The 13484-nt window shown below is 70.4% G+C and carries 9 protein-coding genes; 5 read left to right on the top strand and 4 right to left on the bottom strand.

Annotated elements, in window-relative coordinates:
* The first annotated feature begins 13 nt into the window (after positions 1 to 13).
* Together CYFUS_RS22720 and CYFUS_RS22715 are read left to right on the top strand one after the other, a co-directional pair.
* Positions 14 to 1261, top strand: coding sequence for an efflux RND transporter periplasmic adaptor subunit (locus CYFUS_RS22720; RefSeq protein ID WP_095987136.1), 1248 nt, complete (start codon positions 14 to 16; stop codon positions 1259 to 1261).
* 63 nt (positions 1262 to 1324) lie between these two features.
* Complete coding sequence (locus tag CYFUS_RS22715) at positions 1325 to 2698, top strand: FAD-binding oxidoreductase (protein ID WP_095987135.1); 1374 nt, start codon at positions 1325 to 1327, stop codon at positions 2696 to 2698.
* Positions 2699 to 2868: 170 nt separating this feature from the next.
* Here CYFUS_RS22715 and CYFUS_RS22710 read toward each other — a convergent pair whose 3' ends face one another.
* Positions 2869 to 3339, bottom strand: coding sequence for a DoxX family protein (locus CYFUS_RS22710; protein ID WP_198316705.1), 471 nt, complete (start codon positions 3337 to 3339; stop codon positions 2869 to 2871).
* A 137-nt stretch (positions 3340 to 3476) separates the two neighbouring features.
* Between CYFUS_RS22710 and CYFUS_RS22705 the strand changes: the two genes are divergently transcribed.
* Positions 3477 to 4370 carry a LysR family transcriptional regulator gene (locus tag CYFUS_RS22705; protein WP_095987134.1) on the top strand — a complete coding sequence of 298 codons (894 nt, stop codon included), beginning with the start codon at positions 3477 to 3479 and terminating at the stop codon, positions 4368 to 4370.
* A gap of 1 nt (position 4371) precedes the next feature.
* Here the strand turns inward: CYFUS_RS22705 and CYFUS_RS22700 are convergent, their stop codons facing one another.
* Positions 4372 to 5289 carry a DODA-type extradiol aromatic ring-opening family dioxygenase gene (locus CYFUS_RS22700; protein WP_095987133.1) on the bottom strand — a complete coding sequence of 306 codons (918 nt, stop codon included), beginning with the start codon at positions 5287 to 5289 and terminating at the stop codon, positions 4372 to 4374.
* Between the two features lie 173 nt (positions 5290 to 5462).
* On the opposite strand from CYFUS_RS22700, the gene CYFUS_RS22695 reads away from it, so the two are divergent.
* Positions 5463 to 9404: a hypothetical protein gene (locus tag CYFUS_RS22695; RefSeq protein ID WP_157758601.1), complete on the top strand. Its 3942-nt coding sequence runs from the start codon at positions 5463 to 5465 to the stop codon at positions 9402 to 9404.
* A 3-nt stretch (positions 9405 to 9407) separates the two neighbouring features.
* On the top strand, positions 9408 to 10619 hold the full coding sequence (locus CYFUS_RS22690) for a hypothetical protein (protein WP_095987131.1): 1212 nt from the start codon (positions 9408 to 9410) through the stop codon (positions 10617 to 10619).
* Between the two features lie 26 nt (positions 10620 to 10645).
* On the opposite strand, the gene dnaG (CYFUS_RS22685) is transcribed toward CYFUS_RS22690, so the two are convergent.
* Entirely contained in the window at positions 10646 to 12142 is a 1497-nt protein-coding gene (dnaG, locus tag CYFUS_RS22685) for a DNA primase (protein WP_157758600.1), read from the bottom strand.
* Positions 12143 to 12185: 43 nt separating this feature from the next.
* A complete protein-coding gene (gene dnaG / locus CYFUS_RS22680) occupies positions 12186 to 13460 on the bottom strand; it encodes a DNA primase (protein WP_157758599.1) in 1275 nt (424 codons plus the stop codon).
* Positions 13461 to 13484 lie beyond the last annotated feature (24 nt).

Here is a 13484-nt window from a genome sequence, read left to right as displayed (position 1 = left end):
ACGCGACCCTGCCATGGACATTCCAAGGACCGCCAAGAAACGCCGCCGCACCCCGCTGCTCTACGGAGCGCTGATCCTCGGGGTGCTCGTCCTGATCACGTTCGGCATGAGCCAGTTGGGCCAGGCGGCACCGGAGGTGGATGGGGCCTCGGTGTGGATCGACAGCGTCAAGCAGGGGGAGATGATCCGGCAGGTGGTGGGCACCGGCACGCTGGTCCCCGAGAACTTCCGGTGGATCACCGCCGACACGGCCGGCCGCATCGAGCACCTGCCGCTGCGCCCGGGCGCCAGCGTCAAGGCGGACACGCAGCTCATGGAGCTGTCCAACCCCGACGTGGCGCTCCAGGCGCTGGAGGCCGAGCGCCAGCTCGCCGTGGCCGAGGGGGAGTTGATGGCCCTGAAGGAGGAGCTGGAGATCCAGCGGCTGCAGGAGGAGTCGAGCCTGGCCCGGCTGCGCACGGAGCAGGTCACCACCCGGCGGCGCGCCGAGAGCAGTACGGCCCTGGGCGAGAAACAGTACATCGCGTCCGTGGAAATGCAGGAGTTGAACGAGAAGTCCGAGGAGCTGGGACAACAGCTCCAATTGCAGCAGCGGCGCCTGGAGGTGATTGCCCGCAGCATGACGGACCGGCTGACGGCGCAACGCGCGCAGGTGCAGCGCCTCAAGGCCGTGGTGGACTTCCGCCGCGGTCAGGTCGAGTCGATGAAGGTGCGCGCCCGGACGGACGGCCTCTTGCAGGAGCTGAGCGTGGAGCTGGGCCAGTGGGTGACACCGGGCATGGTGCTGGCCAAGGTCATCCAACCGGGGGTGCTCAAGGCCGTGCTGCGCGTGCCGGAGACGCAGGCCAAGGACGTGCAGCCGGGCCAGTCGGTGAAGGTGGACACGCGCACCGGGCTCGTTCCCGGCAAGGTGGCGCGCATCGCCCCGGCGGCCGTCCAGGGCACGGTGCTCGTGGAGGTGTCGCTCGAGGGCGAGCTGCCCGCGGGGGCCCGGCCGGACTTGAGCGTGGAGGGAACCATCGAGCTGGAGCGCCTGAACGAAGTGCTCAACGTGGGACGCCCCGCGGGGGCCCAGCCCTCCTCCTCCATGGAGCTGTTCCGCCTGACGGCGGACGGCACGCACGCCGAGCGGGTGAAGGTCCACCTCGGACGCAGTTCCGTGAATACCATCGAGGTGCTCGATGGCCTGGCGGTGGGTGATCGCGTCATCCTCTCGGACATGTCGGCGTGGAGCGAGGTGCCTCGCGTGAAGGTTCAATGAGCGGGGCCGTGGCCGAGGTACCAGGCTGCCCGAGGGGGTGAGTGCTAGACTGCCACCACCTCCATGAGTCCCCCTGCCCTGTCCCTGTTGGATGATCTGCGCGGTGGACTCAGCGGTCCCCTGCGCGCCACCCCGGAAGAACTCGAGCTGTATGCCCATGACTTCGGGGGACTCGTGCGCCGGGTCCCCCGGGTGGTGGTGCGGGCGCGGTGCGAGGCGGACGTGGTGCACACCCTGCGGGTGGCCCGCGCCCATGGGGTTCGCATCACCGTGCGCGGCTCCGGCCACAGCACCCGAGGCCAGACCCTGGACGAGGAAGGCATCATCCTCGACAACCGCGCGGAGGGGGGCGAGGTGCGCCTGCTCGACGAGGGCCGCGTGGAGGTCTCCGCCCGCACGCGATGGGCCCAGGTGGAGGAGGCGCTCAACGCCGCGAGCAGGACGCTGCCCGTGCTCACGTCCGCGCCCGGCACCACCGTGGGCGGAACACTGTCGGAGGGAGGCTTCGGCTCGCGCTCGCTCCACCAGGGCACGCAGGTGGATCACGTCGAGCGGCTGCGGCTCGTGCTCGCGGATGGCACCGCCCTCTGGTGTGGCCCCGGGGAGGACCCGGATCTCTTCCGCCTCGCGCTGGCGGGCTGTGGACAGGTGGGTGTCATCGAGCGCGTGGTGCTCGACACCCTGCCCTTGCGGCCACTGACTCGCCTGCAGCTCAACCCCCACGGCGGCCTGAGCGACCTGGTGGAGGCCGTGGCGTGGACCGAGACGTGGCGGGAGTCCACCCCCGAGCACTTCCTCGGCTTCTGGAAGGAGGGCCGGTTCTGGTCCGTCTTCGGACGGGACTTCCCCGACGAGACCAGCGCCGCGCGGGCCTCCCCACCCGATCCCCTCGCGCGCATGACGCGGGAGCGGACGGAGCTCGATGCGCCCCCTCAACTCCTCACCTGGAGCGACGAGGACGACACGCGCCAGCGCCATCCCTGGCGCCGCCGGGTGTGGTGCGACTACTGCCTCGATCTGGAGGGGCTGCGTGGCTTCGCGCGCTTCCTCGAGGGATGGCCCGGGTGGATGTCCGGGATGGAGGCCGTCTCCCTGCTGGGGCTGGCCCACCCTCCGGGCCGGACGCGTGGGCCCTTCGACATGAGGCCGCCCACCCCACGCGCGGAGCGCCTGTATGCCTTGGGCCTCTACCACGGCGTGGACGTGGGGGACGGGTCCGGACTCCAGGCGGCCGAGGCGCTCCACCAGGCCTGCCTCGAGTGGTGCGTGCGCGCCGGTGGCCGTCCCTCCCTGCGTGGGGGGAGCCTCCTCGACGTGGCCACCCTCCGGGGGCTCTACGCGGAAGATCTCTCCCTCCTGCGGACATGGCGCGCGTCCCGGGATCCCTCCGGACTGCTCAACCCCCACGGGCTGCCGGCGGGCCTCCTGCTGGAGTAGGACTCTCCTCGCCTGGCTGTCGATCGCCGTACACTTCACGCGCTCCAGGTGCTCGCGGAGCCTGCTTCCCGCCCACGGGCCGCACACCTTCTCCGCATGTTCTTCTTCTTCTCCAGCAAGCTCGGTTGTGTGGGCTCCATCCTCGTCTCGATTGCCCTGTCCGCGATCCTCTACGCGATCTTCCGCGCGATGAATGCCTCGTGACGCGCGTCGAGGGTGACCTGCGTCAGACGGCCCCAGGCGACGAAGGCGGCGAGCACGCCGAGCAGGAGCGGAAGGGCGAGCACGTAGCCCTCACCGCGCACGACGTGCACGCCGACGGCGAGCACCATCACCAGGGTGAGGCCCAGCGCCGCCAGACCCGTGAGGACGGGCTTGATGCGGGTGGCGGCCGGCAGGACGAGCCCGAGCGCGCCGAGCACCTCCGACAGGCCGATGAAACGCACCAGCGCGACGGGGGCGGCGCCCACCCAGGCGACCTGGGAGGCCAACAGCTCGTAGGGTGTGAAGAGCTTCACCAGCCCCACGCCCATGAAGACGAGCGCGAGCACTCCCTGGACCGCCCACAGGCCCAGGTGCAGGCCGTGCGACGAGGAAGCGGAAGACAGCATGGAAGGGGCGGGATTCGCGGCGGCGTTCATGGTGGGCTCCTGTGCCTCGTCGGGATGGCCATGAAGTAGCGCTCGAGTGGACGCGCCACCAGACCTCGCGCGGGCACACGCTGTTCCACCCATGGAACATTGACGCCACCGGGGAGCTGTCATAACCGCGTGACGTCATGGGAACGCCCGACCTGAACCTCCTGCCGCTGTTCGTGGCGGTCGCCGAGACGTGGAGCATGTCCGCGGCGGCCCGGAAGCTGGGGATTCCGAAGTCCTCGGTGAGCCGGGGGGTCGCGGCGCTCGAGGCGTCGCTCGGCGTGCAGCTCTTCCACCGCAGCACGCGCAAGGTGGCGCTGACCACGGCGGGGAGCGCGTTCTACGAGAAGGTGCGGCCCGTCGTCGCCACCCTGCGCGACATCACCGGGGGACTGCCCGAGCAGGAAGCGGAGCCCTCCGGTGAGCTGCGCATCACCTCGCCCATGGACATGGGGCTCACCTTCCTCGCCCAACTGGCCGCGGAGTTCTCCGCGCGCTACCCGGGCATCCAGCTCGACATCCGTCCCACCAACCGCACCGTGGACCTCGTGGGCGAGGGCTTCGACGCGGCCATACGAGTCGCCATGAAGCTCACCGACTCGACGCTCGTGGCCCGGAGGCTCAGTGGCCTGGAGAGCGCCATCTACGCGGCGCCCACCTACCTCGCGCGGCGAGGCGTGCCTCGCTCCTTCGCGGACGTGGCCTCACACGACTGGGTGGCCTTCACCCAGTGGAAGCGCTTGCCCCCACCGCTCGTGTCTCCCCCGAGGCCCCGCCTCGTCACCGATGATCTGCTGTTCGTGCACCGGGCGATCCGCGAGGGCCTGGGGCTCGGACTGATTCCCACCTTCCTGGCGCGGCAGGACGTGACGGCCGGACTGCTCGTCCGGGTGCTCCCCACGTGGGCCCTCAAGGCCGGGAGCCTCTTCTTCGTCCACCCCCCCACCGAGCACGTGCCGCGCAAGGTCGCCGCCTTCCGCGACTTCCTCATCGCCTTCATCGAGGCCAATCCGCTGATGGCCAGCAGCGACTGACTCAGGCGAAGTGGATCGCCGACAGCCGCGTGCCCATGAAGGTCCCGTTGTAGGCGATGGTGCCGTGGTCCGCTCCCGCCGCTCCGGCGATGACCATCAGGGGCAGCAGGTGCTCCTCGCGGGGGTGGGACAGGCGGCTGGCGGGGGCCTGATCCCAGCGCGCCAGCCGAGCATCGCGCTCCTTGGGCTCCAGGGTGGCCGTCTCGCGCAGCCACGCGTCGAACGCCTCGGCGATGGGCTGGGTGCGCGGACCGAAGCCCGCGCGCAGGTTGTGGTACGACATGCCGCTGCCGATGATGAACACGCCCTCGTCGCGCAGCGGCGCGAGCGCGCGCCCCATGGCCAGGTGCTCCGCGGGATCCAGCCCTTGCTTGAGCGACAACTGGACCGTGGGCATGTCCGCGTCCGGGTAGGTCAGCTTGAGCGGAATGAAGGTGCCGTGGTCATAGCCCCGGTGCGAGTCGGTGGCCGTCTGGAAGCCCGCCGCCCCGAGCAGCTCCCGGACGCGCTCGGCCAGTTGGGGGTGGCCGGGCGCGGGCCAGGTGATCTCATACGAGGCGGGCGGAAAGCCGTAGTAGTCGTAGAGCATGGGCGGACGGGCGCTGGTCATCACCGTGGGCACCGCCTCCTCCCAGTGGGCGGAGATGACCAGGAGCGCCCGGGGGGCCGTCTTCGGCACGCTCCGCAGCGATCGCAGGTAGTCCGCGAGGGCGGTGAGCCCCGGCTTGTCGTTGAAGCCCAGCTCGACGAACGGCCACGGACCGCCGCCGTGCGGAATGAAGACGACGGGCATGCGCTCGCCAGGGAAGCCCGCCCGCTGCTCGGCCGAGCCCGCCAGCGCGGCGAGCCCCGCCGCTCCAGCCAGTCCCCCCACCAGCGCCGTGCGCCGCGTCACTCCATCCTCGCTCTCGTCACTCATGTGCCTGCCTCCGGTGCTTCGTATCCGACAGGAGATCCAATGCAGGGGTCGCCCCCCGCGCGCTAGGGGTCCAGCGCGCATCACTGCGTTGCGAATCTGGAACGCCGCCCACACCCGGGCGCTGGACTTGGGTTAATCTGGAAGGACAGCCCGGATGTGCGGAGGTCGCCGCCATGAAGGCATCTGAAACCGCCAGGTCGCAGCGCGCACCCGCGAGTTCCGCCCAGGTGCCCTCTCCGTGGGTGGAGCCCCGCGTCACCCAGGCCGGACGGGAGCTGCTCCGGGAAATCCTCCAACCCGACAACGCCGCACCGGACACCCAGCGGCTGGGGACTCCGGACGGCACCCCTCGCCCGACGACGCCCGCCCCCGTCCCCTCCCCGAGAGAGGACACCCGCCCGGACGGAGAGCTCCGTCTCCCGCCTTCCCCTGGAAAGGTTCCCCCGGAGCAGTTCCAGCCCGGCGCCAGCGCGGAGCCCCCCGCGCCCATGCCCGGCCCGGTGCCCTCTACTCCGGGCCCCTCCGCCACCTTCGAGTCCCTGCTCGACGCGGACATCGCGGCGTACCTCGACGGGAACGACACGGGCGAGCGCGCCGCCACCTTCAGCGCCAACACCGTCCAACTGCTGGAGGCGGCGAAGGCCCTCGGCGAGCGGCCCGTGGCCGAGCCCGAGCCCGGCCTGTTGGGCACCCTCACCGGCATCTCACCGCTGATCGACGCCTTCACCCGGGGCTCTCGCGGCTACGAACACGAGGAGACGTGGCTGCGCGTGGTGGCGCAGCTCCGCGACATCACCAGTGCCCTCGGGGGCGTGGTGGGAATGATCGGCCTGGCCGCCACCGTCTCCGGCGCCATCCTCAGCCTGCTCGTCCCGCCAGTGGGTGCGTTCCTGCTCACGGTGGGACGCTTCTGCGACGTGGCCGCCATCATCCTCGACGTGGTGGGCCTGGCGCTCAGCGCGTTCCTCACCGGCTACAACTACTACCGGTTGAAGAACGCCACCGACCCCGAGGAGAAGCGGCGATTGCTCGGGCTGGTCCGCCAGGATGCGACGGCGGCCCTGTTGAGCACGGTGGCGGTGGCGACCGCGTTCGCGCCCGGCGCGGTCCGCAGGCTGGCGGGTACTCGCGTCGGACGGGCCGCGGGCAGACAGCTCGGGCGGCTCACGACCCGGGTGGGGACGACCCTGGCCCGTGCCCCGGGGGCGGGAGCGCTCCGCTCGGCGCGCCAGCTCGCGGCCCGACGCCTCGGCCGCATCGGCGAAGTGACCACCGGGGCGTTGCACCGCGGCGCCGAGAACCTGCGCAACCGCGGCTGGGTCCAGGCGCTCAACCGCCGGACCGAGGCCATGCAGCAGCGTCTGCTCACCCGCCTGGCCAATCAGCCCCGCCTGCTGAGCGCCTACGAGCGCAACATCGGCCTGTCGCGCGTGCTCCACGAAGGCTCGGTGCGTGCCCACCACCTCGACTTCGGCCGCCGCATGCGCGAGACGCTCCAGGAGCTCCAGGCCCAGGGGCTGCCGATGGCGCAGATCGGCCAGCGGATGGAACAACAGTTCGGCGTCCGCTTCGGCACCGAGCAGTTCGTCGTGGCCCAGAGCGGCTCCCGGTTGCGCGTGCGTGCCGTGGCTCGCGGAGGAGGCCTGCCGGACACCACCTTCAACTCCATGCAGACCCGCTTGCAGCAACTCGTCGCCGCGGGCACCACGGATATAGCGACCCTGGAGCAGCAACTGGCCCGGGAGTTCAACGTGCGCGAGCGGCGCACCCTGTTCTTCAACCTGGAGCAGGAGGCCAGCGGCAACATCATCTTCCCCCGCGAGGACACGGCGTTCCTCACCCAGATGCGTGCCCAGGAGCTGGCGAACATCCGGCGGATCCAGGCCGCCAATCCCGGCAGGTCGCCCCAGGATCTCGCCAATCTGATCAACGCCGATCCCTCCATCCGCAGCCGCTGGACCGCCGACGAGCTGACCGCCCTGGCCGGCGCGACCACCCTGCCCAAGACGCCCCACCACACCATTCCGGCACAGCTCGCGCCCCACCTGCGCGAGGATCCGCGCTTCATCCAGACCGTCAACGACACGCGCTCGCCGGGCTACCGCGCCTTCGTCAATGCCGCCTACCCCGGCGTCCCCATCATCAATGGCCGGGGCGATCTGACCACGCTGCTGGGCTCCGGGGGAATCACCGGCATCACCGACCCGAGCTACTTCACCGGCCCCAACAACCTCGAGTTCATCCGCCAGCTCCAGCGCGAGGGAACCGGCCTGTGGGTGAATCCGCACAACCAGGCCCAGCGGATCTTCTTCAATCCGCACTTCGTGGTGGGCCACGATTGGGACTGGGCCAACGAGCTGGCCCGGAAGATCTTCGGCGAGTTCGCCCTGCGCGAGGGCGAGGCGACCACGCGGATGCTGGGCGAGGGCGTCCGTCAGACCGGGCGCACCGCGCCGCGCTGGCTCTGGCCCCCCACGAGCGGGGCCGGGACCGGAGGGTCCGCATCATCCCCGGAGGGCCCCGTCTCGAGCACTCCGGAGTTCGCGCCTTCCCCCTCCCCCGAGCCGTCGCTCGTCACCCCGCCGGCCCGCTCCCGCCAGGGCCGGTCCGGCGCGTTCCTCTCGTCCCTCTCCGAGCGGATGAGACGGGCGGTGATCGTGCCTCCCACGAGCACGATGCCGGCCGAGGCCATGCCAGCTCCCGTGGAAGAGAGCACGGCGGCCGCCTCCTCCGCCCCGTCCTCCCCGGAACGGCTCCCGGAGCCGCCCCCCAGCCCCGTTCTCCACAGCCCCCGCTCACTCCAGGAGATCCGCCAGGACCGGGAACAGGTGGCCACGGCCATCGAGGCGGTACGGACACTCGTGACGGCCTCGACCACCGCGCAGCGCGACAGCCGGGCCGCCGCCGTGGGCGCCGAGCGGCTCGCCACCCAGGATGCCGCGCGCCAGCGAGCCATTGGCGGAGAGCGGCGGGACATCACCTCGCAGAACCAGCGGCTGACCCAGGCGGGTACCGCCCAGCAACAGATGAGTGCCCAGGGCGAGCGCGCCAGCGGTGAGTCGCGCAAGGGACAGAACGAGGGCCAGCGGACCCAGTCCCAGGGCAACTCCGTCAGCGTCGAGGCCAGGCCCGAGGATCCGGACACCCGGGGTTGGCTGGAGCGCGCCTGGGATGCCACGGCGGGTGCCCTCTGGTCGGAGCTGGTGGCGCCGGCGATCCGTCTGGTGCAGCGCAAGATGCGGGAGGTCATGGAAGGCATCTCCCGCTTCATCGCGCGGATGATCGACCAGGCGCTCGGACTGGACGACATCGAGGCGCAGATCAACGCGGGCGGCACGGACATCCAGGACCGGCAACGCTCGCTGCGGGAGACGGACGGCTCGCTCGCCCAGAGCGAGACGGAAGCGGAGCGCAACCAGCAGACCAATCAGCGCAACGTGCAGCAGGCCCGTGCGCGGGAGCAGGAAGCCACCGAGACACGGAGCGAGGCCGAGCAGTTGCTGTCGCTCCTGCGGGAACAGGCCACGGAGCTGGAAACCGAGGAGCGGGACGCGGTGGCCTACCTGCGCGAGTTCCGCGAGCGGTATGGCCCCTACTTCGAGTTCGCGCGCACCGAGGGCGATGCCAGTCCGGACGGGGCGTCCCCCGTCTCCGCCGCGCCGCCCGCGACGAGCGGAGTGCCCGCCTCCTCGGACGAGGGCCGCATCGCCGAACTCCAACTGCTCCCCGTGGAGGCGTGGATCGCGGCCGTGCGCCAGGGAGACGAGACCGCGAGCGCCGAGCTGGCCGCGGTGGACCGCGAGAGCGAAAACGCCAGCGCTCCGGCCTCGCGCGCCGAGGAGCGGGCCGCCACCGCGCTCGCGCTCGGCACCTTCCAGGAGGGCCGGAGAGCACGGAGCACACGCCTCGACGCGCTCCTCACCGAGACCCGCGCCTGTGTGGGGTTGTCCATGGACGAGGGCATGGCACGGCTCTCGTCGATCCTGGACCGGGTGCTGGAGCTCGCGCACGAGGTCGAGTCCGAGCGGACGCGGGCGCTCGGCACCATCGGCCAGTACCATCTGCAATCGATGCGAACGGACACGCCGGCCCCAGCGGCCATGGGAGTGGGGTGACACATGGGCGCCGAGGAGATCTCCGAGAAGCTCAACGAGCTGCTCCTGGACGTCGCCCTGTCGCGCCGCCAGCTCGAGAAACAACCCCAGCAGTTCCTGCGGATCCTCGTCGACACGGCCATCCTCTTCCCTGTCTTCGATGGCTGGCCATCGCCCATGGATGGCTGGATGGAGGAGGCGGAGCGGCTGGATCGCGAGATCCGGGCGGAGGTGGAGCGGGCGCGAGGACTGGGCCAGCAGGAGGACGCGGACCTGGCGAGCACCCTCCATGCGGAGACGATGGGGCTGCTGGCGGTGAGGCGGGCCCTGGTGAGCATGCACCGGGGCGACCTGGAGGGCGCGCTGCGCGTGCTGGAAGCGGCCCGGCGGCCCGAGCTGCCCCCGCTCGTCCGGCTCTGGGAAGCGGCGACCCGGGCGCGGGTCCACGTGCGGCGGCATGCCTTCGACGAGGCGGAGCGAGCCCTGGCCGAAGCCACTCCCCTGCTCCCCCGGCTCAACTTCGGAGAGGAGGGCATCGCCGCCTCCGTGCCCATCGCCCAGGCCGAGCTCGCCCTGGAGCGAGGCGCCCCCTCCGCCGAACGCGCCCTGCGCGAGGCGCTCGCGAAGGTGCCTCCCGAGTGGGTGGAGGAACGCGTGCGGTTGCACCAGGGACTGGCGCTCGCGCTGGTGACACGGGCCGAGGCCCTCCCCGCGTTGGAGCAGTTCGAGCGTGCGCACGAGCTCGTCGCGGCCGCCGGCATCCAGAGCGAGGTGGTGTTGATGGATCTGGCCATCGGCAGCCTGCGCCTGGGGCTGGGGGACATCTCCGGGGCGGAGAAGGCCTTCCACGAGGCCCTGTCCCTGTCGGAGGCCCATTCGAGCCCCTCGCTGGAGCCGCTGCTGCGGCTGAGTGCCGCGCGCGCCCGGGCCGCGGCCGGAGACTTCACCGAGGCGGCGGCCCACTGCCTGCGCGCGGCCATCGCCTTCGCGCAGCGGGGAAGCGCCACCGGCTATGTGGGGATGATCAGCTTCCTCCACTCGCTGCAGCTCGAGGCAAAGGACTACGCCGAGGCCTACCGCACACTGGCCACGGGCCTGAGCGTCTCACGGCGCCTGGGCATCCCCGGCGCCGAGGCACTCCTGCGCACCCTGGTGAACCGGATGCGCGACACGGTGCTCGGCCCCGAGCGCTTCGATCGGATGGTGGAGGAACTGCTCCGTCAGGCGAAACAGTAAGGCACCAAAGTCCGCCCCGCCCGGGCTCAGGAGCCGCCGCCCGATGGGCGCTTCCGGGCCGTGGTCTTCCGGGCCGGTGTCGGCTGTGGCTCCTCCCCTTCCGCTTTCTTCGTCACGACGGCCTTCTCCGACACCGGAGCCCTCTCCACCGTGGGTGGCGTCTCCGTCGTCGGTGCCTTCTCCACCTGCTTCGCCTTCTCCTCGAGCCGGGCACGCCGTACCACGCGCTCGGCCCGAGCCGCGGTGGCCCGGGTGCGCATCCGCTCGCGCAGCGTGGTCTCCATGTCCTTGACCTGGAGTCCCATGCGCTCGGAGACCTTGGAGAAGACCTCCGCGCGGGCGGGCCCCATGGGAAGGTAGCGCGCGATTCGCAGGACCCGGTCCAATCCCTTGTCACGCTCCTCCTGGGAGGCGGACTTCATCGCGGACGTCTCCGTGAGCAGGTGCTCCATGAGGGGCTTCGCACCCGCGAGCAGCTTCTTCATGCCCTCGGCGCCGTTCTTCATGGCGTAGGTGTCGGGATCCTCCCCCTGGGGCAGCGAGACGACCCGGGTCGGAATGCCGTGAACGAGCAGCGAGCCACTGTTCCACTCGACCGCCCTCCTTCCGGGCTCGTCTCCGTCCAGCATGAGGATGAGCTCCCGCGCGCCCGCGTCCTGGAGGCGCGAGATGCGGGCGGGTGACACGGAGCTCGGAAACACGGAGACCGTGTTCTTGAAGCCCAGTTGATGCATCCAGATACAGTCGAACCCACCCTCGACCAGCACCGCGGATTGCTGCTCGCGAATGGCATCCTTGGCCAGATCCAACCCCAGCACCGTCTGGTCCTCGCGGTAGATGGCGGAGTCGAACAGCCGGAGATACTTCTTGCCCTCCCCCTCCACGAGCCGCCCCAGGAACGCGAGCGTACGTCCCGTGGGAGTCCGGACCGGAATCATGATCCGGCCATGGAAGAAGTCGGCGTACCCGCCCTTCGGATCGGCCTGGATCAGCCGCGCCTTGACGCCCGCCTCGAGCAGGCCCGCCTTCTCCAGCGCCTGGGCCAGCTCGTTCCCCGTCCCCGGAGCCCAACCGAGCCCGAAGACCTTGACCATGTCGTCGCGGATGCCTCGCTCCTTCAAATACTCCCGGGCCTTCGTCCCCTTCGCGCGATCCACCAGACACGCCTGGTAGTGCGAGGTGGCGAAGTCGATGGCGCTCTGCAACTGCTTCTTCTCCCGGAAGAGCGGATCGAACGTCTGGAGTGTCACGCCCGCGCTCTTGCCCAGCTCCCGTGCCGCGTCCTCGTAGTTGCGGCCCAGGTAGCGCTGGATGAAGCGGATGGCGTCCCCGTTGATCTGACAGGACGAGCACCGGAAGCTGCGCGTCTCGGGCGAGACCACGAAGGACTTCGCGTCGTCCGGATGGAAGGGACACGCTCCCCGGAAGTTCGTCCCGTCCCGCTCGAGCTGGATGTAGCGGGAGATCACCGCGACGATGTCCGCCCGCTGCAATATCTCTTCGATTTTCTCTCTGTTGAGCAAATGAGCCCCCGCGCAATGACGCCATTCAATCAGCCGCAACCGCTCATCCCCGTGCCCTCGTGAACAACCGGCTCTCCAGCTCGTCGGACGTCAGGCCGATACTGGCGGACAGCCGCTCGAGGAAGGTCGTCCGGGCGGGTCCTCGAGGAACGTTCCGGACAATCCAGTACACGCGCTTGTGCACTTTCGGATCCTCCAGGGAAGCCGCACGGACCGCCCCCTGGAGCGACTCGAGCACGTGCTCCATGAGCGGCCGGGCCGAGTCGAGCAATCGCCGCACTCCCTCGGTGCCTTCCCGCATGGCATGGGTGTCGGGATCCTGACCCTCGGGCAGCAGGGCCACCCGTGTCGCGATGCCCTGGGTGAACACCGCGGCGCTGTTCCACTCGACGGCCCTTCGTCCCGCGACATCTCCGTCCAACAAGAAGATCAACTCCCGCGCTCCCGCCTCCTCGAGCAGCTTCATGCGCATGGGAGTGAGCGTGTTGGGGTACAGCGCCACGGTGTTGCCGAACCCGGCCTGATGCATCCAGATGCAGTCGAAGCTTCCCTCGACCAGCACCGCGCACCCGCTCCGGCCAATCTTCGCCCTCGCCAGCTCCAGACCATAGAGCGCCTTGCCCTCGTCGTACGTGAGCGTGGTGACCTCGGGCATGAGGTACTTGACCCCTTCCCCCTCGACGAGCCGGCCCATGAACGCGGAGGTACGCCCCTCCCGGGAATGGATCGGCAACATGATCCGGCCCCGATAGGCATCGGCATGCGCTTGACCCGTGCGGGACAGCAAACCCACCTTGACGCCCGCTTCCCGCAAGCCCACCCGCTCGAGCACCCGGGTCAGCGAGTCTCCATCCGACGGCGCCCAGCCGAGTCCGAAGGCCTGGATCCGCTCGGGTTGGACTCCCCGCTCCTCCAGATAGGCCCGCGCCCGCTTTCCCTGGCCGGGGTCCGCGAGGCACGCACGATAGTGCTCGGCGGCCAGATCGCACGCCTCCTGGCATTGCTTCCGCTCCCGGGCGAACGGATCGTACGCCTGAAGCGAGACACCCGCCTCGCCCGCGAGCTGGCGCACAGCGTCATCGAAAGACAGACCCAGGTAGCGCTGGAGGAACACGAGGGCATTGCCCTCCACGAGGCAGGACGTACAACGGAAGACGCGCGCTCGTGGCAGGACATGGAAGCTCGCGGCCTCATCCACATGGAAGGGACACTTCCCCCGGTACCCCTCGTCCTCGCGCCGCAGTTCGAGGTAGCGCGAGAGCAGGGCCCCGATGTCGATGCGTCCCAGGATCTCCTCGACGTCTGCCTTGACGGACATGGCCATCTCGCGCGCCAGGGGGTT

It is taken from the genome of Cystobacter fuscus (assembly GCF_002305875.1).
Lineage (GTDB): Bacteria > Myxococcota > Myxococcia > Myxococcales > Myxococcaceae > Cystobacter > Cystobacter fuscus_A.
This window is presented reverse-complemented; position numbering and strand designations above follow the sequence as displayed.